Genomic DNA, 23,844 nt, shown 5'->3' with positions numbered 1-23,844 from the left:
CATGCTCAAAGTCGATAACCTTCATGCTGGCTACGGCAAGATTCAGGTACTTCATGGAATCAGCCTGGAAGTCCTAAAGGGGCAGGTGGTCAGCCTCATAGGGAGTAACGGCGCTGGCAAGACAACGACAATGCGAGCCTTGTCTGGAATGATCTGTCCGCAGCAGGGCACGGTCATGCTGGACGGCAAAAATATTGCTGGGCTGCCTTCCCACAAAATCGCACGCTGCGGCTTGGCCCATTCACCTGAGGGGCGGCGGGTGTTTCCGACGCTTTCGGTGATCGACAACATCACCCTGGGTGCCTTTCCTCGTTTCATGCGCAGCCGGCCGAAAGGAAATATCGCTCAGGATCTGGAGCGAGCTCTGGAGTTGTTTCCGCGTCTTCAGGAGCGTCGCAAACAGCTTGCGGGCACATTGTCGGGAGGTGAGCAGCAGATGCTCGCCATGGCACGTGCCGTGATGCTCTCTCCTGAAGTAATACTTCTCGATGAACCTTCAATGGGCCTGGCGCCGATCCTGGTTGACGAAGTTTTTCGCATCATTGAGCGGTTGAAGGCCACCGGCGTGACAATGCTTCTTGTCGAGCAATTCGCAGCGGCGGCCCTTGAGGTCAGCGACTACGCGTATGTCCTTGAGAACGGCTACATATCGATACACGGCGCTGCCAGCAAGCTGCGCAGTGATCCCGCTGTACGGGCAGCCTACCTCGGTTCAGCCCATTAATTTCACAACAATAAAAAGGTGTTGTCATGCAAAAGAAAGGTTACATCTATGCCGAACTGGTCGTGACCGATCCAGAATATTTTTACAACGAGTACATGACGCGCGTGGGGCCCGTACTCGAAAAGTGGGGTGCGATTTTCGCTATCGCAGGCGGCGAACCCGAGGTACTCGAGGGTGATCGTCGTGTCGAGCGCGTGGTACTCGTCGAATTCGAAAGCCCTGAGAAGGCTCGAGAGTTTTATCACTCCCAGGATTATCAGGATGTGATTGGCTACCGTACTCGTTCGGCGAAAACAGATCTGTACCTGCTCGAAGGTACGGCCTCGTAACAGCAGCAGGGCGCCAGTCTTCTGGTTTACAGAAGACCGGCGCCTGCCTTGAGCTGGTCTGATGAGCCCGTTTCCCCCCGTTGTAATCCCAAGCAGGTTCGCCAGCATGCATCAGTCGACAATGAGTGTGTTCGGGGCGTTGGGGTCTCGTCGATACAATCGGGACTTTGTAAGCGAGCATTCAATCAATCGGATTCCATCCGATTTGCACTGCGCATGAAGTCAACAAATGCACGAAGCTTTCCAGGCATGTGCTTGCGATGCGGATAGTACAGATTAAACGCATCATCTAGTGCGCTGTGCTCCTTCAATATGTGCCGCAGCATTCCGCTGGCTAACTCTTGCTTTGCAAAATTTTCGAAGACGAAGCCGATGCCCTGACCTTGTATGGCTGCATCCAGAACGGATCTCATCTCATCGAAAACAAAGCGCCCTTGAACGTCGACTTGGGTCATTTGGCCTTGAGCGTCGAACTTCCATTCGAACAGTCTGCCGCCAACGGAATAACGTTGACGAATGCAGTTGTGCTCTAGCAGTTCCTCAATGGTTTCTGGTTCACTCAGATCGCGGAAGTAATCCGGTGCAGCAACGACAATTCTTTTTTGTAGCGATCCCAGCTGCACGGACACCATATCGTTCTGAACGCGTTTTCCCATGCGTATGCCGATATCAAAACCGGCGTTGACGATATCACTCAGCCGATTATCCAGAGATATCTCGACATTGATAAGTGGGAATCTTTCCATGAAGGCGGTGAGGTGCGGTTCGATAAAGATACGGTATGCGACGTAGGAGGAGTTTAGGCGCACGGTACCAGATGGCTGGTCGGTCGCAAGCAAGGCCTGTGACAACGCGTCCTTGATCAGTGCCAGTGCAGGGGCTAATGCTCCGATCAGCGCTTCGCCAGCCTCAGTCAAGCTGACACTGCGAGTTGTACGATTGAACAATCGCACGTTCAGCTGCGCTTCTATGCCTTTGATGGTGCGTGATACAGCAGTAGGCGTGACGCCTAGCTCGATAGCCGCGCGGGCAAAATTCAAATGCCTGGCAGCAGCCTCAAACGTTAAAAGGCCTGGAAGATGCACGGGGGGTAGGGCGACTGCTGCTTTATGAGTATCCGTGTGCGATGCGGTTTTTATTATGACTTTATTGCTCATACGGTATCCATGCTTGTGATCATTTTATTCATTATCGCTGATGCCTATAGTGGTGCATCAAATAATTTGTTACGCCAAATCAGCGATACATAGGCATCAACTGATGCAGGAGTAGAACCATGAGCAAACCTACTTACGTACACGAATACCAAGCCATCACCGAGGTGCTGAACAAGTACATCGAGGGCTGCAAGCAAGCAAAAAGCAGCCTCATGAAGCCTGCTTTCAATGAGCAAGCGACCATGTTTAGCGTCGATGGCGACGGTAAGCTGGCCGGCGGCGCAATTCCTATCCTGTTCAAGGGGATCGATGAAGGGTTTCGTCCCTCTCCTGATGCACCGGCAGCTATCGTCCGCATTGAGATTGTCGGTACCGCGGCGAGCGCGCGCATCGACGCAAACGACATGTCCGGCATTTCGTTTACCGACTTTTTCCATCTGTTGAAAGTTGAAGGCAAGTGGACGGTCGTCAGCAAGATCTTTCACACCCACGTCGCGCCTTGAACCTCTGTCGCCCTTGAGTCTGTGGCAGTTGAGGCTTCCCTGCACTCAGGTATAAAAATGGAAACGTCATGAAAACCCTTACCTCTGCTCTTGCTCTTACGGTCGTTACGCTTGCGCCCGGTACTGCCTCCGCCGACACGTACCCGGGAGTTGAGCACAACACGGCGAAACTCTTGCAATCGCTTGAAGGTGTCCCGACGCTCGACTCCATGACGCCGGTCGATGCCCGTGCGGCGCTGGCGGGTGCCCAGGCTGCCCCCCAAGTAGTCTTGCCGGCAGCTGATGTCAGCGAGAAGACGATACGCGTGAACGGCAGCGATCTGAAATTGACCATCGTGCGCCCGGTCGGTAGCCAACAGAAGACTCTGCCCGCGTTCATGTATTTCCACGGCGGCGGCTGGGTGTTGGGCGACTTCCCGACCCACGAACGACTGGTGCGTGACCTGGTGGTAGGCTCGGGTGCGGTGGCGGTCTTCGTCAACTACAGCCTCTCGCCAGAGGCGGCATATGGCGTCGCTACGGAGCAAGCCTATGCCGCGACAAAATGGGTCGCCGAACACGGGCAAGAGATCAAGGTAGACGGCACTCGCCTCGCCGTAGCCGGCAACAGTGCTGGCGGGAACATTGCCGCCGTAGTTGCCCTGATGGCGAACGAGAAGGGTGAACCCGCACTGCGCTCGCAAGTGTTGCTGTGCCCAGTGACAGACTCCAACTTTGACACGCTGTCGTACAAGGCCTTTGCCAACGGCTATTTCCTGACGAAGGACATGATGGCGTGGTTTTGGGACAATTACGTACCCGACGCCGAGGTACGCAAACAGATTTACGCCTCTCCACTGCAGGCCACGACCGAACAGTTGAAGGGCTTGCCGCCGACGCTGATCCAGACTGCCGAATTCGATGTCCTGCGCGATGAAGCTGAAGCGTACGGCCGCAAGCTTGACGCGGCGGGTGTGCCTGTGAAGACGGTTCGCTACAACGGCATGATTCACGATTTCGGTCTGTCGAACGGCTTCAGCCATCTGCCGACGCCGCGCAGCGCGATTGCGCAGGCATCTCATGAACTCAAGATCAACCTGAGCAAGTAATTTCAAAAACAAAGAATCCGCAGGTCACGTTGAAACTGCGGGCTTCGTCATTGAAAACATATCCTCATCTCATTGCGAGGCTGCCTGCGCACAGCAGACTTTCGGAGCGTCTGCTGCGTTTGTGCGGTTGAGCATATTTCGATAATTGCACTCCTTTATGAAGAGCGACTAAATGAAATTTATATCTATTAAGCAGTTGTTTTTTGTGGCCTTGATTTCGAGCTTTGGCGCGATGGCTCAAGCAGAAAACGCACCAGGTGGCCCACAAGTTATCAGTAGTAAAACAGTCAGCAAAGCTACGTATGTAGAAGACTATCAAGCTATTACAGAGGTGCTTAACGCGTATATTGAGGGTTGCAAGCAGGCCAAGAGCAGTATCATGAAACCCGCTTTCAATGAACATGCGACGATGTACAGCGTCGGCGCCGGGGGCAAGTTGGAAGGCGGCGCGATTCCCATCCTGTTCGAGGGAATTGACAAGGGTTTCCGCCCATCTCCGGATGCAAAGGCTGCAATTACCCGCATCGAGATCGTCGGTACTGCGGCTAGCGCTCGCATCGACGCCAACGACATGTCAGGTATTTCCTTCACTGACTTTTTCCATCTGTTGAAAGTCGATGGCAAGTGGACTGTGGTTAGCAAGATTTTCAACACGAATGTAGCGCCTTAGTCATCCAGCTGCGCTGTACTAGCTCCTCATCAGGTGATGAGGGGCTTTCTCAATTTCGGTTACATGGCCTTCGGGTAAGCGTAGACAGTAGTTCGTCAGGAACGAGCTTTCGCTTGGAGTTTCCAGCAATGGCCAGGTAGCAAGCCAGTTTGAATTTAAGCGGATTATTGCGTGGGGCGACGGACGAGGCGGACGAGGCTGGAATGCGTCTGGAGCAGAAGTGTGCCATTAGTGCTTCCTACGTGTGGAAAGTTGATCGCAGCTTTCCCTGTTATGTAGCCCTCGCGTGAGGCGCGTTTGAGATCAAAATCAAAAAGCGGCTGCCTCATGGGAGTTTTTTGAGCCGGGCTAGACCCTGCTTGATGTGTCCGGCGTTCTCGCCGATTGTCTCCAGAGCACCACGGACGTTATTTCCTACATCCGCATGTCCGTGTGCTTCTACGTGGAGGGTCAACTCCATGAGAGCAGCCTCAAGGGCGAGTTGGTTTTCGTACATCCTTTCCAGCACATCTGACAATGAGTATTCCTTTGGCATTGGGGTGATCTCCTTCAGGGCCGCTCAGCATAGCGCAGTATAAGAAATGGTTAGGTGTCTTGCGGACAAATCCTGAGGCTCATCAACTTTGAACTAATCATTACGCCCGTTCCCCTAACCCTGTGCAGGTTGCTTCAAACCCAGGTTTTTCTGGGTTACTCAATCACACACGAAGGTTTGGTGAATCATGAAGAGCGAACAAGTTGAAGGCGTTGTAGAAAAGGTTGCCGGCAAAGCGCAGAGCGCAGTCGGAAAACTGTTTGGTGATTCGAAGCTGGAAGCTGAAGGTGCTGGACGTCAAGCTGCTGGTCAGCTGACCCAAACCTATGGCGATGCGCTGGACAGCGTGTCCACGTTCGTCAAAGAGAAACCGGTTGCTGCAATCGCGATTGGTGCAGTAGCGCTGCTGGTTCTAGACCGTCTCTTTCGCCGCTGAGTAAGGAAAGACGTTTCGAAAGGGACGCTCCGTTTTTTCGTTTATCGCCTCCGCCCCTGAAACTGTCAATAGTGGGCTGCGGGGGCGAGGGCTGGTATGCACAACTCACTTCGATCCAAGCGCTGCGTCTTGATTCCGCCGAGGCTATGGGCCAATGAACTCGCGGAAAGGTGACATTGGGTAAGTAACACGCGGAGCGCGCAAGGGGAGGAGGGAAGCCCACTGGGCCAAGACTCGGCAATGGCGAGGCTTGGTTCACGACAGCCATCCTCGTGGAGGCCCGCTCTACCTTGGCTCCCTAGAGCGCCTTTAGGAGACGTTCAAGCCTCTGATGCTCCCAAGTGCTGAGTAACGCAATGGGATCCGTTCCAAATCGATCCCCTGCGCCAAACGACCATCGACGACCTTCCGGACTTACGCATTCTTCGCAGTGATAGAGCGTGTCACAGTCGTTGTAGATCGATATCCGCCAACCTTCGATGCTCACTACGAAATGGCCCTCATAAATCTCATCCCAAGTCGCCTGACTCACCTTGGTCATCGTCCGTCGCTCGAAGGTAACCTCTCGCAATACTTGGCATACCTCTCTTGCTGAGAGCTCAGAGTTATCTGCACTTACTTTCCAGCCAGCGCCGTCCGGGTGCTTGGTCAGCTTGTAGCCAGAGCAGTTAGGCACTTGGTTGGTGATCTCATACTCGCGCCACTCGGCCATTGCCTGGCCATCGATTGTCTTCGGGTTGCGCTCGATCAGCCAAGCCACGGCATTGATAAATTGCCCATGTGAGAACACGGCGATGTCATGAGCAGGATGCTGTGCAAGTCGATATAAGAAAGACTGAGCTCGAGATATAAAGTCTAGGAATGACTCTGCGCCTTCACCATCCGTGAACGCTGGGTCTGAGTTGGCCCAGTATCCCTCCACCCAATCTCGTCTCTGGGCTACGGTCGTGTTGATACACCGTGCGGGCTCAAGATAGGTGAATTCGTGGATTGGCCATATTTCGAAAGGCACTGAAGGGAAAGCAGTCACTGTCTGCATAGCAGTTGCTTGAGCTCTGGAAAACGGAGATGCGACAATCAGATCTGGGGCCTGGGTGAATGACCCTGCCACTAAGCTCGCTTGCTCCACACCCTTGGTCGTAAGAGGAATGGTCGCGTGATCCAAGCTGGCTTCGCCGGCGTTCGCGGCACTTTCTCCATGGCGGATGAGTCTGGTGTGCTTCATAACTGCTTGCACTCACAGTCTAGTGTGTGTCGTGGAGCATCCATTCGCGGGCTTCTAAGAGAGGTCATGACTTGTAGCTGTTGGAAAACTGCTCCAACGATATCAGAGCGCGATGACCATCGGTGCTGCTCGCAAGTGAACAGGGGAATTTAACGCCTGTCTGCAGCAGCCCTGTGGTGATCAGCCATGTACAACCGCCTTCCTACACTAGGAGTGAGTACAATAGAGTCATATCAGACTATCAATTGGCCAATGCTCCGGGGTAACGATTCCAAATGACGCAGGCGGTTTTACGACTCCCCAAGAATGAAGTGGGCCGTGACTTCGTAGTCGGGGATATCCACTTCAAAACGATCGAACTCCATAAGGGGCTTCGCGCGCTTGGCTTTGACAGCTCGATTGATCGCGTCATCGCTGTAGGCGATCTGATCGACCGTGGGCCCGGGATGCTAGATGGACTAAAGCTGCTCGGCGAACCTTGGTTCTTTTGTGTCCAAGGCAATCACGAGCAGATGCTGATAAACGCTTACCGTGAAAACCCACAAGCACGTTACAGCTCCCACGGCGCGGGATGGTGGGCAACGATCGCCGATGAGTCGAAAGGAATGGTGATCGAGAAGCTGGAACAGCTTCCCACCGCCATAGAAATTCAGTCCGCACGTGGCCTAGTCGGTGTCGTTCACGCCGATGTGCCGGCAGGGATTTCTTGGCAAGAGTTCGTTGGGAGCCTAGACAATGCTCAGATTGAAGAGATCGCTCTGTGGGGCAGGGAACGGATCATCAAGCATTATCGTGACGGTGTTCCAGGCATCTGGAGAGTTTGCTCGGGACATACGTGGATTCCGAAACCGCTGAGATTGGGGAATTTTCTCGCGCTTGACTGCACGGGAGGAGGGGACGGCCCTTTGGCAATCTACTGTGTCCAAGAAGACGCTATCTATGTTGATGGGCGTCCTGTGTCGCTTGATAGCGCGGAGAGCATTTCAGAGCAGCTGCAAGAGCTCGAGAATGTCATCAGTCAGCTCAAGACAGAAGTGAATGGCAACAGATTGATTGAGTCACAGAGCCTTAGCCAAAAGGCTGAAGCGTTGGCCAAGCAGGCAAACTCATCGTGGATCACCATGAGAGATGAGGACGCCGAATCTGAGAAGCTCATTAACGCGTTGCACGGGCTTAGCTTACTTACTGGCGAGCGCAGAGGTGCCAAGCTTGATGAGCTGAAGGCAAGGTACAGTGGAACGCAGACGGAGCAGCTGCTTCAGCGGCTTTTCGGCGCCTGATTTACTGCTCTAGACTTCACAAAATGGTTCTTCAAGACGCTTTCGCCACACAAACCGAAAATATATTTTCCCCGCCCCCTTGAAAGTAAAATTTCAAACCGGAGACCTTATATTTGAAAACAAACAAAAAGCGACGTTCTCCAAAAGTCCCCCTTTTTTTCGGCCTGCCTTGAGCTGTGGGGCAATCGACCCGATTGCCTTGATGTTGCTCTATTGGTTTGCGCTCCTTGTGCTTTTCATCTTTTGGCTTCTGTTTTCCGGTTTCTCTGCGTTGGAATGCTTGATGGAGGGCGGCGAAGCCAGTGTTGTGTATGCTGATCGCACCTTTGCGACGTCAGTCGCGGCTACTTTTTGATTCCAAAAGACATCAATTTTTGTCGAAAAAAACCGGCCATGTGCCATCTCCAATGCGTAGGTAATGATCCCTCCGGCTTTGCAGAGCGCCCTAGTTCGCCGACGTCTCAAAAACTTTGGCCCAGTCGCGACTCACGAGTTCAGAACAAGCATTGGGTGCTCCGCCAAAGCATTGTTGGCAAACCCTCAACATTTCCACCTCAGTACGATACTGAATAGGGTTTCCGGATTCGTCGACCAAAACGCCTTTGGCACCAATCAGCAATGCGTGCCCCGCGACTACGTCATGGGCTGACACGGGATACAGAGACAGTCCACAAACGCCGTCACCAGCAGCGACTTTTGCCAATCTGTATGCAATGGATGGCATGGGGTAAAAACCTGCCGGCGCACAGAGCTCGCGATTGGTTTGCGGTTTGTTGCCAGCAGCAGCGCTCACCATCACCATGCTCTCCTTCGAAAGCACCTGTTTCGAAAGGTCGACATAGATCGGGGCTCCATTCCTAACCAAGTGATCCATACCTGCGGCCCAGCTGATGCTATCTGCCTTCCCATCCGGAGTTAATGGCGCATGCACCACACCCAAGACAGGTTGAAGGTCATGAAGTAGTCCTACCGAGACAGCCGAGCCCGACAGTCCCTTCAGAAAATCACTTGTACCGTCATTCGGGTCAACCACCCAGCAGAAGGAGTTGCCGGAAAGTACGTAGCCGGTCTCTTCACCCCACCAATCGCATTGCAAAATTTTTAGCAACTCCTCACGGAGAAATACCTCTATTTCGACGTCGATTTCAGCTTTATCACCGTAGCCCCTACGGCCTTCCGGACGGACACATTCCTCGGCCAATAACACACCCGCCCGCTCCACAACTTTGATCACCTGGGGAAGAATCTGCTGCAGTTGTGTATTGATCATGGCGACCTGACGAGCTGACGGGCGGAGGAGTGAAGGGTGATGCCTTGTCCCTAAGCAAATACACAAGGCTCCTACCATCTTACAGGAGCTGCGAACCAAGCCATCGACTAAGGCGATCAGCTTGAACGTTTTCCAGCTTGTTGATGGCTCCTTTGAGCGTTCCGACCATGGCATCTAAATCATGATCGTCCGGAAACCACTCTGACAGCTCGACGTTGCAAAACTCAGAGCGGCCGAGCACCCACTTGAGAACCATATCTCCGGTCGCGCGGAAGTGGTCGGCCATATAGATCTGGTGATCGGTCTTCCACCCCCTCCGCTCTAGTTCATCGGTGGCGTTCAAGATGCCCGTGTCACCAAAGCAAAATGCCGTGTCGGGGTAGTGGATACCAGCAAGCGACACCTTGGCCTCACCGACCTCGCTGTTCCAATATGCTAGGTAGTGCCATCCGCCCGTAGTGGCGTGAGGTCTCGGGAAGTTGATGGCTGCCTTGCCGGTGATGAAGTGCTCATAGGTAACCCTTCTCAGGTCAAGATCGAAATTACGCATAACTTGACCTCTTGGGCTTTCCAAAAGTGTGCCACAACCGCAGCCATGTCTGCCGTCTGATTACGTAGCGATGAACAGCGTCTATTCAGCGAAACAGAATTCGACTTGCTGGGACTTCGTCACTGAGCGATGACTTGTGGGCTTTGGAGAGAGACGTCGCGCAGGCAACTCATCACACGACGAAATCGCCAGGTTTTTGAGAACTCCCTCATGGCCTAGGCTAGCCAGTTCCTCTTGGGTGCGACGCAGCAAAGCGTCAACGGACTCTCCCGACTCAGCGCAAAGAGTAATGGCGACCAGGGTCATAGGACTCACTCTGAGCGGGCCGCTCAAAGCCGTTATCATCTCCAGCGTGGGGCTTGACTGGGCGCGCTCTAGTTTGGAAACGTATGTTCGACTGCTGACTTCCGCAAGATTTTTCTGGGTCAATCCTTTGCCCGCGCGCATCGCTTTTAGCACGGCAGCAAAAGCATCTTTGAGCGTCATGAACTCGTTCCTAATCAGCCAGTCTTTTTGAGCGTGGTTGCGCATTTTAGCCATGTGGAGCCAATCACGGTATGTCGATTGGAGTGACTTCGCTCACCAGACAAGGTTGGGATTTTCGCGCCGCCTCTCTAGCCTCGCGCAGTCTTTGCTCAGCGTACATCGCCGGGTCATCCTCAGGCAGCGGGTAGCCGGCCGCTGATAGCGCCTCGGCTCGCTCTTCGATCAGCACCCGCTCAGGATCTCGAGCGGATTGGTAAGCCCTCCCTTTTACCCGTTTAGTTTCATCCATTTGCGACTCCTCAAAGGCTGAGTAGAAACCAGAGCAAGTTTTACCAAGGATAGGCGAAGAGAAGTATCAAATTCTTCACGGGCTGTGACACCAAAAATCAGCTGGGACTGCGGTGGCAAGCGGAGCGCGCAGGCCCAGAGGCCGAGGCGCGAGGATGGAAGCCCATCGGGCCAAGACGCCGCCCTGGCGAGTGGCTTTGTTTACGACAGCCGTCCCCGGCAGGGGCGCGCGCCGAAAATTACTTCAGTCAATCGCCGATTCACTGCTGCATTCCGATCGTAAGACATAGCACTCCCAACGAGGCTTGATTGCAGCACCGCTACATACCAACATCAGGGTTTCAGCTTCCTAGTTTGGAGGACTTATGAGTCGTGATGACAAAGACACGGTGTACTGCAATGTTCAAATGCCGATGGCTAAGGGGAGGGAGCTTTCGCGTTTAGTAGCGGAGCTTAGAAAGTCAGGTGCTCATCCCGAGCTAGACTCAGTCTTTGAAGAAATAGAGCACGAGCTGAGCTCGTCAATCGTGTTCGTGGAAGAGCAACTGTCCGGCGCTGGCGGATTTGGCCGGCGGTCACATTGAAATAGCTCAGCCACGAAGCCCGCGACCTTAAGAAGAGGTCAGGGTGTTCGCATTAAGCAGGAGAATCTAATGTCTAGCGGTGCTGTTGATCAGAATCTGCGTGATCGAGAGAAGATCAGGAGGAAAGCTTTGTGGGCGCTATCTGATCTTCTGCCAAGCGATCCCAAGGCTACTCCAGTCGTGTCTATGCTCGACGAAATCGCACGCCAGGATGAAGCCGACAGGTTGCTGAGAGATGTGGCGAAATTAGAGGATCTTCGCGACCTTGTGGTTATCGAACCTCGCTCGAGCGGCCTCCAAATTGTTCGTGAAGAGAGCATTCCGGAACCGTGGCGGGAACGATTTCTACAAGCGAGTATCGGTTCGACTCGACTCGAAGCGGGGCCTTATCTTCACGACTTAGAGAAATTCATCAATCTTTGGACGCAGGAGAATCAGCACCTGGAGGCACACCGTTCAGGGGTCGATAAATAGGTTTTTGAGCGCATGCTGGGTGAGCTCGCAACCTCAGTCAAGTCGTTGAAAATTTACCTACATGGAGCCCTAGGTATCAGTGAATAACTCTCCTTCGGAAACCTCCGCTCTGCCTTCAGAAGTCTTAGCTACGCAGGTTGAATCTCCCAGCTGCTTGACTCTTACGCACCGCTATCTCTTCACCAGATCTTTGTACAGTTCTCGTGCCGCCAGGATCTGATCTCTGAGTTCCTCAGGGTCAATCCTCATCCCGCCGCGAGGAGTTGTATGCAAAGTTTTCAGACCGTTGGCTGCCTTGATGAAGGCTCGCTCTTCAGCCTGTATCCATTCAGGACGTTTGTCTTTCCAAAATGACCACGCCATTCGCTGAGCCTCGTTCCTTAGTGGATGAGGCTAGTATGTGGCAGTTGAAAGAAATGTCCAAGCTAGGTGTTGACCTTGGTCATTATGTAAGCGGAGCGCGCAGACCAGGAAGGTCGAAGGCATGAGGATGGAAGCCCGCAGGGCCAAGACCCGTCGATAGACGAGGCTTGGTTTACGACAGCCATCCCCAGAGGGGCATGCCCGAAAAATAAAATCTAGGTTATCGAACCGCACGCTGTTCGTTCGTACGAGAAGCTACACCCATGGAGTAAAGATCATAAGTCTTTCGCAACAACAATTCGTCATCAGACGATACATGCGCATGCATGAAGACTGTCGACAAGAAACGCTTCCGTTCGCCATTGCCAACCTCAGACCAAACCCTTGGTTGCCCTTGAGCATCTGGGACTGCCAAGCGATCAAGAAGGTACTCCTCAAGGCTATGCAACCGCTGCAAGCCGTCGATCAAAATATCGCTGCTCTCAGCCATTGCTCGCCCCGCAACCGAATCACACCACTCATTAGTGAGATAGCTTCCGAGATCCCCTCCAGTCCACACAGAAACGATGAACCGAGCCTTTTGACCCAGATTCCATACTACTGGGCGATGCCAAGACGGAACTGGAATGCCCATTACGAACCCTGCAGCCCAAGGATACTTCTCGTGAGCAACAGATGGCTCGACCAAGTGTTTTTCCCAGCGAGAAACGAGGATATCAATCGGATATTGGTTGGTGCTGGTTGCCAAAATTTGACGTGGCATTCGGAGGCTGGGATCTGAAATTTCGTCGTCCGCGTAGCGCTGAAATTTGGAAGTCATGAATGTCCTTGGAGGAGGGGAGTGCTAAAGGTGGACGAACCATTTGTGCTGATGAAATGACGCCGCCACTCATCAACGATTGAGATGATCAGTAAGTCACGCTCTATTGAGATTTCGATTTGCTCACCGTCGACCAGCGCTTGCGCATAGCCCTCAGCGAAGGCAGCAGCCCTGTCAAAGTCCGAAGGGGAGTCAGAGGACGCGATGTAGCTGACCAAGCGCTCCCACGCCCTGCGTTGACGATGACCCTGGATGGTCTCGGCAAACGGTACGGCGTCTTTCAAGGAGCGTGCAAATGCGATCGTTGGTAGGTTCAAAACCGGTTTCTCTAGATGTCATAGATATGAAAAACGGTTCGTTTTGAAAAACCTTGAGCCGTATAGGAAGTTTTTTTGTTCCGACGCAAATAGGCGCTAACCGGACGCGAACGCGTGGACGTGCTAATGGCACTCAGATATTGTCGCAAGCGTGATTACGCGCTAGCCGCGTGACGACTCATGAAAGGGATAGACGCGATGATTTACCAATGCAACGGATGCAACAGGACTACCTTCGAGATCGCATGCCCGTGGTGCATGGGCTCTCAGGTCTCGCCGTCATCAGAGCTCACGTTGCGACACCTTACGCCGCTGGATCCTTCGTTTTATCCCGACTTTCAATACAGATCCAAAGGTTTGATTCAGGACTTCTTCGGGAAGAAGAAGGAGCAAGCCCAGCTCAACGATCTTTTGAATAACGTCTTGAGAAAGTATGCAGAGCTTAAGCAGCCATACTTCACAAACTTTATTCACACAACTCGCGAAAGCGCAGGTAGCAGCGATGACGCGGGCGTACCCGGGCCACGATTGGATGGTGTGTACAGCGAAAGGGAATTGTTCAGAGAAGTCCTGATTCGCAAAGGCTTTGACGAGCTTGAAGGGCTTCCATCTCTCTTGGACAAGCTGCTGCAGACCACAGCTTTCAACTCTGACTATAGGGGGTTCTCCAGAGAGCTGACCCGCCACATTCAAACTGATCTTGCCGACACCTTACGTTCTTGGATTGAAGAGGCAGGAACGACGTTCAGGTCTGACTTGGCTTTGTTCTATTACTACCTGTGGGAAAATGACGTTGCTTTCCCCAATGTTCAATTCAATCCCCAGGCGGCTTCTACATCTGGTGTTCCACTCCTCCCGATACAGGTTTTCCGTAATGGCCTGAGCCTTTGCGAGGAGATTTATTTCGATATTCTCGTCGAGCGCCTGGGTTCTCAGCTGGAGCATTTCAATCCAAACCAGTTCATCACCATGTACCTAGTGGACGCTATGGACGGATTTCAGTTTGAAGCCTTCCTGGTTGAGATATTCCAAACCATTGGATACGACGTTAAAGAGACCAAGAAGACGGCTGACCAAGGCGCTGATCTTTTCGTCAGCCGCTTCGGCAAAAACATGGTGATCCAGGCAAAGAACTACTCGGGCTCCGTAGGCAATGCGGCTGTGCAGCAAGCCATCTCCGCAAAAGCCTTTTATGGGTGCGACGAGGCCATGGTAGTAACGAACTCCTACTACACGAAATCAGCTAAAGAGCTGGCCAGCACAGCAGGCGTCCGGCTGATCGACCGGGACGGGCTTCAGAGCTATCTGGATGACTACAACCAGAAGCTCATAGAGGTTTTCCAGGCCGAGGAAGAAAGTGCTTAAAAGTTGGCGCCCTTCGAGGCAAAAACTTTAGCCCCGCGACGTCGGTGCGGTTTCGAGATCCGTGACAATAAAAGACGATGCTCAACCGATTGAACAGCAAGCGGAGCGCGCAAGCCGATACGGCTGGAGGCGTGAGGATGGAAGCCCGGCAGGGTCGAGACTTGGCTCCGCCAGGCTCGGTTCACGACAGCCATCCCCGCAGGGGCACGCACAAAGCCAAGCCGGTAACCCTCCAATCGCTATCTCCTCAGCAACGATTTACACGGTTTCCGGCCCGTAATGATCACCCTCCATGATGAAGGTCTCACAGAGCCGATTGCACAGAGCAGAGGCGGGAACTCATCCGTCATTTCTCGAGAGGTCAGTAAGTGCTGAGGCTAGCGCCGTCGCCTGCTGAGGCGTGAACCTAAAGCGCGACTCATCGATTTTGATAGAAATTACGCCATTGGATTCTGTATCCAGGAGAACTGCGTAGCTGTTGTCATCGCTTATGACTTCACCCTCGGCAATGCCGGGCCGAGTGAAGATGGCGAGCCTAACTTCGTCCAACTCACCCTCGGGCGAACCATCCTTGAACGTGAAGAATCTGTTCGGCGGCAGTTTTGTACTCATGGTCTCGATAGTCCTCAGAAAATATGTCGCATGACTATTTAAACGGAGGCGAAATTCGAAACTTGAGTGGTGGGATTAAAAAGACATCTGCCTGAAAAGTAATTTTGCGCAGCGCTAAAGTTTTGCTCGAAAAAATCCGTTTAAGTTTGTATTTCACGGAACAGGGCTGAGTGGGCAATGTTGAAAGAGCATGATTCTGCAGAAATTATTAGATTCAGGGCCGAGCGCGCATTTCTATCTTATGACGATGACGATGACGATGAGGGTGAGGGTGAGGGTGAGGGTGAGGGTGAGGGTGAGGAAGCTAGGTGGTTCGAGGCATCTGTTGAACTCGCAAATAGCCACATAAGCCTCGTCCTAGACGGGTCTGAATATGACTTCACTGCTCAGCAATGCGGGGAGCTAGCTGATGGGCTGTCGACCCTGGTCAAAACGCTCTATCAACGGAGCGCAATCCTCACTGGTATCCCTAATCCGCTGATATTGGATTTTGGTAAACTATTTCACCAACTGATTGTGTCTCGTACTCAGTCCACACAGCAGGATTGGTTGTGCAACCACGGCTACGACTTGGACGGAATGTTCTTTGGAGCATCTGGATCGTTTCGCTATCCAGATTCGCAAAGCTATTTTCAGCTTTTTCTAGGGGTGAACGACGAGCTACTCGTACCGATTTTGGGCATCGAAGACAGGGTATTCACGTTCAGCGTGGAGGACGCTTCTTGGTTGATTGAGCAGCTTTGCTTGGGAGGATACTTGCTAGCTCGGATTGAGAGTTCGTGAGAGGAGTAGCCTACTTCTGCATGGATAACCGAGCATGGCTCATGCTCACGTTTGAAAAACCATCAACCTCTGGGTGGAGCAGAGCAGTTGCAACTGTCGGCTAAATGGGTGCAGTCAGGCTCAGCCTCCACTCGACAATACTGTGGGCTGTGGGGCAAGCGAGGCGCGCAGGTGTATCGGACGAACACCCATAGGGCCAATGTCATTCTAACGACGGTTTTCACCAGATACGTAACTAGGCTAACATGATGGCGATTTGGAATTGCCAGTTAGACCTGTGAGCATCCATACCCGTTGCTCAAGGACTAAGAACCGATGTCAAAAGGCCGTGTCACCCATTTGGGCCGTTGCGAATTCAGACTTTGCAACCTCACCCCCTTGTTGGGGACGCTCCGATTGCACTTCGAGAGCGCGCACAATCCACCGCGTAGACACTGAGAAATCAGATTCAGGCTGCAGTGGTCTCGAACGAACGATTCAGGACGAAAGTGTATGGATAAGGAAAGCATCACGGTAGTGAGAGAAAATCCCTCTCTGAAATCGAGCAGACCTGGCTCTTACCTTGGGTACTCACTGCAGTCCACCCGGATGTGCCTACATCTGTGCGAGGCGCCACGGGGCTCGTTCGTTGCGTTAGAAGTTTTAGACGACGTTGACGTTGAATATGCTGACGGCAAGAAAATGGTTGAGCAATCCAAGAGCGGTATTGCTACTAACCCCATTGCCAATTTCTCTAAAGATTTGTGGAAGACTTTTTCTAACTGGATCGATGCTATTGAGGCGGGTGTAATCGACCTTGGAAAAACTCGCTTCCGTCTCTATGTATTGCAAAGGAAAGAGGGTGCGTTCGCGCACGATCTGCATTACGCGCATACCAAGCCTCAGGTCGAGCACGTGGTACGCGAGATTCGTCAATCCTTTCAAGACGAGCAGCCAGCGGGCTGCAAGCCATATATCGAGAAATTCTTAAGCTACGATCCTGACAAGCGTGCGAATTTGGTCATGGCGTTTGAGCTCGAAACAGGGAATGACCAACTGGTTGAAGGGATCAAGGGCTACCTATCTCTAGCCGTGCCAGATGACCTTCTGGAAGATGCCTGTCATGCAGCAATCGGGTGGGTGAAAAACACCTCAGACGTACTGATTGCAGGCGGTCAGCTAGCAGTGCTCGCTCGTTCGCAGTTCAGCGATTGGATGTCGACCTACAATAGCCGTTTCTCGTTTAACCATCTTCTGAAATACACGCTGCCTCCACCGACAGCCCAGGAGATCGAAGAGGGTCGGCCGTACGCCCTTACGCTGATTCGTCAGCTTGAGCTGATTGAAATGGAACAGGACAGCGCCGATGCCATGTCGGACTACTTGCAGTCGACAACCAATAAGGTGCGGTGGGGGGAACGAGGTCTGGTCTACGAGCCGGAGTTCAACGACTTCAAAAAAAGCTTGCTGAAAAAGTGGCAGTTTTTCAGTAAGGAAATTCGTCTGCTCTCCATCTACGCTACCGCTTCGGACGTCGACAAAGGCCAGCTGCTGCACCTCAGATGCATGGTGGACAACGCCAAACTTAACGACGTCGACTCCCCGGGTTTTTTCGTTCGCGGGACTTACCACGATTTTTCAAACCGTAAAGACATTGGATGGCACCCCCAATTCAATGATTTGATCGATGACTGATTTTCGATATGTGCTGGACTGAGCCGCTTCTGTCGAACCCGCAGGCGAAGCAAATACATTGAATATGCATATGCACTTCGCGCCCCCCCTAAAGGTCGCCGTTTGCGCAGTGCGACCAACCACAATAAGTCCAACAGGTTGACCAGGATGGAGCCTACAAAACTATACGGCAAGGCGAACAATAGCCTTGATGAGGTGTACTTGGTGCAGAACCCTGCACTCGGTGCGATTCTGATGTGGGAGTTTGTTAAAGGGTTCGTCCGTCAGAGCGCCGGTCGTTTGCCGGAGCTGCCTTTACTCTTCGCTGTGTTACCGATTGTGTTTAACGAAACGCTCAGGACAGTAATGTCAGGGACAAATCCCTCTTCCGGATTGCGACTGTTCGCATCGAAATTCTCCAGGGATCAAGAGGTGCTTCTGACATTGCAACGAAGGATGCTGATGCTGCGACCCACGTCCCTGTCCAGTTTGTCTATCGCACTTGAGTGCGGTTTGCTGACACTCAACGTAACTTCCGCTTCAGTTGACTGCACGACCAAGCGATATCCCTCAAGGACTCCACTGGCTGTCAGGGAGCTTGGGAAGCACGCTGACAAGCTAGGCGGGTGGTGTGGTTCGCTAACTCTTCAGGAAGTCCAGGCTGCACTACGGATAGGTTTTTAATGAAACTCCAGATCATAAAATTGATTTTGTGGCCAAAAAACGGCCTTCAGTATCGAGAGTTGACGTTCACGCCCGGAGCAGTGAACGTGATCAGCGGTTCGTCAAAGGCAGGGAAGTCGGCGGTTATTCCGATTATCGATTACTGCTTAGCCTCGGAAAAATGTGGGATTCCTGTTGGAACTATTCGCAATACCTGCGGGTGGTTTGGTCTGCTCGTGGATACGGACGAAGGACTCAAGCTTTTCGCACGTGCTGAACCGGGCAAGCAACGATCAACGGATGATATGTTCGCCCTGGAAGGTGATCAGATTTCTATACCTGAAAGGATTGAGGGCAAAAACACAAACCGAAGCAGTGTGAAGGACATCCTGAACAGGTTGTCGGGCCTGCCGAATCTTGGTTTTGGAGACGACGTTCGCTACGGATTCAAAACCCGTCCGAGCTTCCGAGATTTGATGGCGTTCACCTTCCAGCCGCAAAACATAGTGGCTAACCCTGACGTCCTTTTCTACAAGGCTGATACCACAGGCCACCGTGAGAAGCTCAAGGACATTTTTCCGTTCATTCTGGGTGCCGTCACCTCTCAAACGCTGGTTGCATCTTGGGAAATGAAAGATCTTGAGCGTCAACAGAAGCAGCTGCAGTCAGAGCTCAAAACGCTCGCTGATGCATCTGCGCGGTTGCGCTCCGAGGCTCGCAGTTGGTATTACCAAGCTCGAGAGTACGGGCTAGTACCGAACAATGCGGTGCTCTCGGAGGATTGGACTACCGCGATTCAGCAGCTCAGTTCGATCCTGCAGAAAACCTCTCGCGATGCAGCACCCAAGTTCGAGGCGCTTCAGGCTTCGATCACGACCATAGGCGAATTGAGAAAGCGGGAAGACGTCATCGCCGCGAACCTGTTTACCGGTCGTCAAAAGCTTAACGAGCTGACCCGCATTCGGGGGGATGCCAACGCTTACCTCAAGGCGCTTGATACCATGAAAGAGCGGCTGTCGCTCTCGACGTGGCTGAAAGACTTAGTTGTCGAGCAATCGTCCCCCTGTATTCTGGGATCACAAACTTTGTCAGCGTCTAGTGAATTAGACGCATTGTGTAAGGCACTGCATGGCATAGAGACGCTCTCGGAACAAACGCCCGTAGTATCTGCTTCGGTTGAAAGTGAGCTCGTCCGGCTACGCAGCGCGGTGCGCATCGATGCTGAGGAGCTCGAAGCAATTAAAACAGAGATCAAGGCCATTGAAGCCCTCGACACTCAGGCCAAAGGTCAGGCTCTGCGCCAGTCCGACATCGATCGATATCTTGGTCGGCTCCAGGAGGCTGTTCGGAATTATGAAACGGCGCAACAGGACGAGGGCTTGGCAAAACGGCTGAATGAGGTTGAGAACAAGATAGCAGCCCTAGCACCATCGATTTCTGTTGACCAAGTGCGAGATAAAACTCGCAAGATCTTGAACACACTGAGTGATTACTGCGCCCAGATAACGCCGGTTCTTGATGCCGAGTGGAAGGATGCCCGAATCGGTCTATCGATCACTGACCTTGCGATCAAGGTGCGCCATGATGGGCGTGATGATTTTCTATGGGAGATCGGTAGTGGCGCAAACTGGCTCGCATACCATGTCGCGATGCTGCTGGCCTTGCAGAAACTGTTCTTGGCTAAGAAAACCGTTGAGCATCCAGTACCTCACTTTCTGATTTTCGACCAGCCTAGTCAGGTGTACTTTCCAGTAAAGCGCGCCGCCCAGACTGACGAGGAGCATGAGCTTGACGACGAAGACCGAATAGCCGTGCGCAAGGTTTTCAGGGCCTTGGCTACAGCAGTCAACAGCTCGGAAGGTCGCCTACAAATTATCGTTCTCGATCATGCCGATGAAGGTGTTTGGGGCGGAATTCCTAACGTGGTACTCACTGAAGAATGGCGCGATAAGAAGCTCGTACCGCCTTGGTTTGAGTTACCTAGCTCCTAAGTTGTAAGTAGCCGCAAGAATGTTGGTTTTCGCATGCATTTGAGAACCTTGAGCCCATGAAGTTGAGTCCCTTTTAGCATGTCTATTGATATCGATAAATCTCAGGCAGATCTCGTCAGACGTTTCGTCCTGAGTGTGACTATCCCCATCCTCCATGAGATAGGGCATTCCGCTGCAGTTGTGGCTACGGGAACACTTTTCAAAATTGCAAATCGCTCGTTCATCATCACAGTAAGGCACCTCTTCGACCAAGTCAGTGATCTGACTTTATTGGCTTATCCAGAGAATCCATTGAAAGGTGCACTGCGTACCTTCGGTGATATGAAATTGTATAAGCCTGACGATGACAAGATCGACGTAGCAGTCATTGAGCTGCACTCCCAGGAGACAATCGCTCGCTTGGAGGCAAGATGGCAGTTCCTGACGCTTCAGAACGTTGCCTCGCCTTCGGCCAACCCCGAAAATGGGGCGGTCTTCGTCGCGGGATATCCCGTCGCTCTTACAGGCGAAAATAATGGCTGGACTCATGGTAGCTTTCTGACTGCATACACGCAGCGGCGCCCTGACGTTCCAACTGATTTAAAGGAGCCTTACATTGAGGGATTGGACTTATTTTTCGACTATGGCCGTGAGGCCCAGGCGTTGGACGGTCAATCAGTATTTACTCCTGATTTGGAAGGTGTAAGTGGTGGCTCCGTTTGGGAGCTCGTTGAGTCTCAGTCCATTATTTGGTCGGCGGTAGACAATGTACGTGTTGTGGGAGTCCAGTCCTCTTTCCGCCACTCCGACTTCACTCGGGCTAAGAACTGGTGGGCCGTTGCAAAAGTGCTTGAGCAGATAGACGAAAGGCTGGCTAGCGAAGTCCGAGCAAGGCTTGATAGCAATCTTTCTTGACTATCGCCCTAACAACTTCGATCGATAAATGACTTCGTTGTACGCTTACCCTGGATGGAGAGCTAAGGTCGGGATGGACGATTAGTTGTAAAGTGCTGCCATGGCACGCAGGTCTTTGTAAACATATCTTCGTGCAGCAGAAACATGGAAGTTGCAGCCGGGGCAGGCGTCAGGGGTGACTCAATTGTGTTGCCCCTGGCCGCACTGCAAACCCTCCAAACGACATGCCAGCGTCAACGTACCGGAGAGCTGACTTCATATCCTTCCAGCCCACATAGCTCATCAGCCCTTTGATGTCCCACCCATTGGCGGACGCCCAGGTCGCAAAGCCTCGCCGCATTGAGTGGCTGCTATACAGTTCCGCTGGCAATCCTGCCTCTTTGAAAATGCGGCGTAGCACGGGTATCAGGCTATGCGGCTGCATAGCTTTGCCTGACACGTTGCCCCAGCGATCAATCCGCTGGAACACCGGGCCTTTAGCGATCCCGGCAACCGTTATCCAATTGATATAGGCCTCCACGGGGCAAAGCATTGTGAGCGCCGGCGTCTGGAACGTAGTTCCTTCATGCTGTCGGTCACCCTTGGTGTAGGGCAGGAAAAAGGTAATGCCTTGACCACTTATGGCATGGGTAGCCAACGATCCCTGCGCAGTTCGTGAGGAGGGGCGCTAATGTACCCAAGAGTTAGTCAAGCAGCAGACTTGCGTACCCTTATTTCCGCTTTGAAAAGAGCGCTAAAGCCCAATCACCTCGTAGGCCCCGATAGCCAACCGGTGTAACGTATTGCCAATTCGCAGCCAAGGGTCGTTCATCGAGGCCTGCGCTATCCAGTCGCGGTCTCTGCCTGCCAGCGGATGACTCTAAACAGAAGGGATTCTCATGTATCTGCGTGCTTTGAACGTTAGAGGTTTCAAGTGCTTTGGTGAACCCTTCACTATCGAACTTCACGACGGGCTGAACGTGTTGGTGGGCGAAAACGGCGCAGGCAAGACCGGTGTAATTAGCGCGGTGCGTCAGCTATTCAATGACTCGGAGTCGGGGAAACGAATCATCGGTGAGCAGGATTTCTACAAGGGTTTTGAGGCAGGTGCTTTCGCCTCGGTGGAGCTCCAGATCCAGGCCACGTTTTCCGACCTTGATGATAAGGATGCCACTGCCTTTAATGAATGGTGCGGGAACCATGACGAAGCGAAGCTCACTTTCATTGCCAAAAACCAAGAGTCACGTGGACGCTTCAAGTATCACACTTATGGTGGGCACGAATTCACCCAGCCCCTAGACCCTGAAACACTCGACTTGATTCACTGTGTTTATCTGCCGCCACTACGTGACGCAGAGAGCAAGCTCCGAGAGGGGCGCCAATCACGCTTGGCCAGACTGTTGAAGGCCCTATGTCGGAAAGAGTTGGACGCTGCCAGAAAGGCCGGTACTCAAACTGCGCTGGAGCAGCGCGTTGGCGACTTCAACCGCGAGCTTTCTCAGAGCGACGACTTTGCCATCAAACTGGCCAACCAACGCATCGGTGAAAGCCTGAAGGCCGCGCTCGGAATGCATCTGTCCCAAAGCACATTGATCCAATTCTCCGAGGTGAGCTTCTCCCGTATCGTTGAAGGTTTGAGACTGCTTTATTTCCCCGACCTCACAAATGCCGACCCCACCCAGTTCCGATCTCTAGGGGAGAACAGCCTGGGGTACAACAACTTATTGTACATTGCATCCATCCTCGCGGAGCTCGTCCTCGAGGTAGAGGAGGGGCGTGGTGAAGAGACCTACCTGCGGCTGCTGCTCATCGAGGAACCGGAGGCGCACCTACACCCGCAGCTCCAACTACGGTTGCTACGACACCTCAAAACGGAGGCAGAAGCGCGAGGTATCCAGGTCATCATCACAACCCACTCAACTGTGATTTCGGCTGCGGTGTCTGTGGAGCACCTGATTCACCTCTCCAATGAAGGCATGCCAATAGCCGTTCCTCTGAGAAAAACAGGGCTTCCTGAGCAGAGCCGGCGTTTTGTAGATCGCTGGCTCGACGTCACCAAGTCAAATCTTCTTTTCTCAAAAGGCGCGATCCTCGTCGAAGGAATTGCAGAGGCAATCGTTGTCCCCGAGCTGGCTAGGATCGTCTTGCATGCTCAAGGGAGGGGCAGGGACTCTTTGGACGATTACGGCGTGTCCGTCATCAACCTTGGCGGTATCTACTTCAAGCATTTCATGCAGCTGTTCTGCGATGTCACGGGCGCCCAGCCTGGTGGTAATGTGCCTATCAGGTGCGCCGGACTCACGGACAATGACCCTTCAAAATCTCTCTCGATCATTGACGATGGCGAAGGCGGGGAAAAACCAATTCCATTCCTTCCGCATGCCGAAGATCACCGGCTGGGAAACAATCCGGCATTGGAGCTTCAGGGGCCGATCAATCAGTCTCAATTCGCACGGTTGTTCGCCGGCAAGTACAAGACCTTCGAGTACGACATTGCGCTGGAGGGCGGCAACCTTACGACCATGCTGAATGTGGCAGCAGATCTCTGGCCCGTTCAGGATGGCAAGGTGGCCGGGAATTTGAGGGAAGATGCAAAACGGGATTTCGCCTCCATGTCCTCTGCTGACAAAGCCCCTTTTGCTGGCGCTTTGCTCGCCAGGCTCGACTCCGAAGAGATCGGCAAGGGGTTGTACGCCCAAGCGCTCGCGGACGCGCTCTTGGCGCGCCCAGCTGATTTCGTCGTGCCGGAGTACATCCGACTGGGCATCCTTTGGGCCTGTGGACTGGAAGATGGACAGGCATGAT

The 23,844-nt window shown here is 52.9% G+C and carries 25 protein-coding genes and 2 pseudogenes; 16 read left to right on the top strand and 11 right to left on the bottom strand.

Features of this window, described 5'->3' with window-relative positions; all coding sequences use genetic code 11:
• Position 1 precedes the first annotated feature (1 nt).
• Both AC3ZU9_RS01075 and AC3ZU9_RS01070 read left to right on the top strand, forming a co-directional pair.
• Positions 2-724, top strand: coding sequence for an ABC transporter ATP-binding protein (locus AC3ZU9_RS01075; protein WP_064053031.1), 723 nt, complete (start codon positions 2-4; stop codon positions 722-724).
• Between the two features lie 26 nt (positions 725-750).
• Entirely contained in the window at positions 751-1,053 is a 303-nt protein-coding gene (locus AC3ZU9_RS01070; RefSeq protein ID WP_064053030.1) for a DUF1330 domain-containing protein, read from the top strand.
• Between the two features lie 185 nt (positions 1,054-1,238).
• On the opposite strand, the gene AC3ZU9_RS01065 is transcribed toward AC3ZU9_RS01070, so the two are convergent.
• Entirely contained in the window at positions 1,239-2,210 is a 972-nt protein-coding gene (locus AC3ZU9_RS01065) for a LysR family transcriptional regulator (RefSeq protein ID WP_064053029.1), read from the bottom strand.
• 119 nt (positions 2,211-2,329) lie between these two features.
• Between AC3ZU9_RS01065 and AC3ZU9_RS01060 the strand changes: the two genes are divergently transcribed.
• From AC3ZU9_RS01060 to AC3ZU9_RS01050, 3 genes are all read left to right on the top strand, one after another.
• Positions 2,330-2,713, top strand: a complete 384-nt coding sequence (locus AC3ZU9_RS01060) for a nuclear transport factor 2 family protein (protein WP_490090163.1) — start codon at positions 2,330-2,332, stop codon at positions 2,711-2,713.
• A gap of 68 nt (positions 2,714-2,781) precedes the next feature.
• Entirely contained in the window at positions 2,782-3,801 is a 1,020-nt protein-coding gene (locus AC3ZU9_RS01055) for an alpha/beta hydrolase (RefSeq protein WP_490090162.1), read from the top strand.
• Positions 3,802-4,033: 232 nt separating this feature from the next.
• Positions 4,034-4,471: a nuclear transport factor 2 family protein gene (locus AC3ZU9_RS01050; RefSeq protein ID WP_490090221.1), complete on the top strand. Its 438-nt coding sequence runs from the start codon at positions 4,034-4,036 to the stop codon at positions 4,469-4,471.
• A 325-nt stretch (positions 4,472-4,796) separates the two neighbouring features.
• Here the strand turns inward: AC3ZU9_RS01050 and AC3ZU9_RS01045 are convergent, their stop codons facing one another.
• Positions 4,797-5,006, bottom strand: coding sequence for a hypothetical protein (locus AC3ZU9_RS01045; protein WP_159936687.1), 210 nt, complete (start codon positions 5,004-5,006; stop codon positions 4,797-4,799).
• A gap of 187 nt (positions 5,007-5,193) precedes the next feature.
• On the opposite strand from AC3ZU9_RS01045, the gene AC3ZU9_RS01040 reads away from it, so the two are divergent.
• On the top strand, positions 5,194-5,442 hold the full coding sequence (locus AC3ZU9_RS01040; RefSeq protein ID WP_082340961.1) for a CsbD family protein: 249 nt from the start codon (positions 5,194-5,196) through the stop codon (positions 5,440-5,442).
• A 298-nt stretch (positions 5,443-5,740) separates the two neighbouring features.
• Here the strand turns inward: AC3ZU9_RS01040 and AC3ZU9_RS01035 are convergent.
• Positions 5,741-6,028 (bottom strand): annotated as a pseudogene (locus AC3ZU9_RS01035) (DUF7693 family protein); the annotation flags it as partial.
• 30 nt (positions 6,029-6,058) lie between these two features.
• Positions 6,059-6,667, bottom strand: a pseudogene (locus tag AC3ZU9_RS01030) (histidine phosphatase family protein); the annotation flags it as partial.
• 275 nt (positions 6,668-6,942) lie between these two features.
• Between AC3ZU9_RS01030 and AC3ZU9_RS01025 the strand changes: the two are divergent.
• Positions 6,943-7,947 (top strand): metallophosphoesterase, encoded by a 1,005-nt coding sequence (locus tag AC3ZU9_RS01025; protein ID WP_490090161.1) that lies wholly within the window; start codon positions 6,943-6,945, stop codon positions 7,945-7,947.
• Positions 7,948-8,392: 445 nt separating this feature from the next.
• Here AC3ZU9_RS01025 and AC3ZU9_RS01020 read toward each other — a convergent pair whose 3' ends face one another.
• The 4 genes from AC3ZU9_RS01020 to AC3ZU9_RS01005 form a co-directional block, all read right to left on the bottom strand.
• Positions 8,393-9,217 (bottom strand): inositol monophosphatase family protein, encoded by an 825-nt coding sequence (locus AC3ZU9_RS01020; RefSeq protein WP_490090160.1) that lies wholly within the window; start codon positions 9,215-9,217, stop codon positions 8,393-8,395.
• 79 nt (positions 9,218-9,296) lie between these two features.
• The gene (locus tag AC3ZU9_RS01015) at positions 9,297-9,767 is read right to left on the bottom strand and encodes a hypothetical protein (RefSeq protein ID WP_490090159.1); all 471 of its coding nucleotides are present in this window, start codon (positions 9,765-9,767) and stop codon (positions 9,297-9,299) included.
• Positions 9,768-9,848: 81 nt separating this feature from the next.
• Positions 9,849-10,253 (bottom strand): helix-turn-helix domain-containing protein, encoded by a 405-nt coding sequence (locus AC3ZU9_RS01010; RefSeq protein ID WP_339473592.1) that lies wholly within the window; start codon positions 10,251-10,253, stop codon positions 9,849-9,851.
• Positions 10,254-10,317: 64 nt separating this feature from the next.
• Positions 10,318-10,542 (bottom strand): hypothetical protein, encoded by a 225-nt coding sequence (locus AC3ZU9_RS01005; protein WP_490090158.1) that lies wholly within the window; start codon positions 10,540-10,542, stop codon positions 10,318-10,320.
• Between the two features lie 364 nt (positions 10,543-10,906).
• Here AC3ZU9_RS01005 and AC3ZU9_RS01000 point away from each other — a divergent pair, with 364 nt between their 5' ends.
• Both AC3ZU9_RS01000 and AC3ZU9_RS00995 read left to right on the top strand, forming a co-directional pair.
• Positions 10,907-11,125: a glutathione S-transferase family protein gene (locus AC3ZU9_RS01000; protein ID WP_490090157.1), complete on the top strand. Its 219-nt coding sequence runs from the start codon at positions 10,907-10,909 to the stop codon at positions 11,123-11,125.
• A 69-nt stretch (positions 11,126-11,194) separates the two neighbouring features.
• Positions 11,195-11,599, top strand: a complete 405-nt coding sequence (locus tag AC3ZU9_RS00995; protein ID WP_490090156.1) for a hypothetical protein — start codon at positions 11,195-11,197, stop codon at positions 11,597-11,599.
• Positions 11,600-12,182: 583 nt separating this feature from the next.
• On the opposite strand, the gene AC3ZU9_RS00990 is transcribed toward AC3ZU9_RS00995, so the two are convergent.
• Positions 12,183-12,782, bottom strand: a complete 600-nt coding sequence (locus tag AC3ZU9_RS00990; protein ID WP_490090155.1) for a hypothetical protein — start codon at positions 12,780-12,782, stop codon at positions 12,183-12,185.
• Positions 12,783-13,297: 515 nt separating this feature from the next.
• Between AC3ZU9_RS00990 and AC3ZU9_RS00985 the strand changes: the two genes are divergently transcribed.
• Entirely contained in the window at positions 13,298-14,464 is a 1,167-nt protein-coding gene (locus tag AC3ZU9_RS00985) for a restriction endonuclease (RefSeq protein WP_490090220.1), read from the top strand.
• Positions 14,465-14,803: 339 nt separating this feature from the next.
• Here AC3ZU9_RS00985 and AC3ZU9_RS00980 read toward each other — a convergent pair whose 3' ends face one another.
• The gene (locus tag AC3ZU9_RS00980; protein ID WP_490090154.1) at positions 14,804-15,076 is read right to left on the bottom strand and encodes a hypothetical protein; all 273 of its coding nucleotides are present in this window, start codon (positions 15,074-15,076) and stop codon (positions 14,804-14,806) included.
• 177 nt (positions 15,077-15,253) lie between these two features.
• Here AC3ZU9_RS00980 and AC3ZU9_RS00975 point away from each other — a divergent pair, with 177 nt between their 5' ends.
• From AC3ZU9_RS00975 to AC3ZU9_RS00955, 5 genes are all read left to right on the top strand, one after another.
• Complete coding sequence (locus AC3ZU9_RS00975; protein WP_490090153.1) at positions 15,254-15,859, top strand: hypothetical protein; 606 nt, start codon at positions 15,254-15,256, stop codon at positions 15,857-15,859.
• Positions 15,860-16,351: 492 nt separating this feature from the next.
• Positions 16,352-17,533, top strand: a complete 1,182-nt coding sequence (locus AC3ZU9_RS00970; protein WP_490090152.1) for an ABC-three component system protein — start codon at positions 16,352-16,354, stop codon at positions 17,531-17,533.
• Positions 17,534-17,680: 147 nt separating this feature from the next.
• The gene (locus tag AC3ZU9_RS00965) at positions 17,681-18,196 is read left to right on the top strand and encodes a three component ABC system middle component (RefSeq protein WP_446730747.1); all 516 of its coding nucleotides are present in this window, start codon (positions 17,681-17,683) and stop codon (positions 18,194-18,196) included.
• A complete protein-coding gene (locus tag AC3ZU9_RS00960) occupies positions 18,196-20,166 on the top strand; it encodes a DUF3732 domain-containing protein (protein ID WP_137212328.1) in 1,971 nt (656 codons plus the stop codon). The genes AC3ZU9_RS00965 and AC3ZU9_RS00960 overlap by 1 nt, the downstream gene beginning before the upstream one ends.
• Before the next feature lie 78 nt (positions 20,167-20,244).
• Complete coding sequence (locus AC3ZU9_RS00955) at positions 20,245-21,060, top strand: hypothetical protein (RefSeq protein ID WP_137212327.1); 816 nt, start codon at positions 20,245-20,247, stop codon at positions 21,058-21,060.
• A gap of 169 nt (positions 21,061-21,229) precedes the next feature.
• Here the strand turns inward: AC3ZU9_RS00955 and AC3ZU9_RS00950 are convergent, their stop codons facing one another.
• A complete protein-coding gene (locus AC3ZU9_RS00950) occupies positions 21,230-21,484 on the bottom strand; it encodes a tyrosine-type recombinase/integrase (protein WP_191951213.1) in 255 nt (84 codons plus the stop codon).
• A gap of 454 nt (positions 21,485-21,938) precedes the next feature.
• On the opposite strand from AC3ZU9_RS00950, the gene AC3ZU9_RS00945 reads away from it, so the two are divergent.
• Positions 21,939-23,843, top strand: coding sequence for an ATP-dependent nuclease (locus tag AC3ZU9_RS00945; protein WP_137212326.1), 1,905 nt, complete (start codon positions 21,939-21,941; stop codon positions 23,841-23,843).
• Position 23,844: the final 1 nt, after the last annotated feature.

The sequence above is a fragment of the Pseudomonas sp. A39 genome (genome assembly GCF_058145955.1).
The sequence above is the reverse complement of the archived record's forward strand: the minus strand, read 5'-3'. Positions and strand labels throughout refer to the sequence as shown.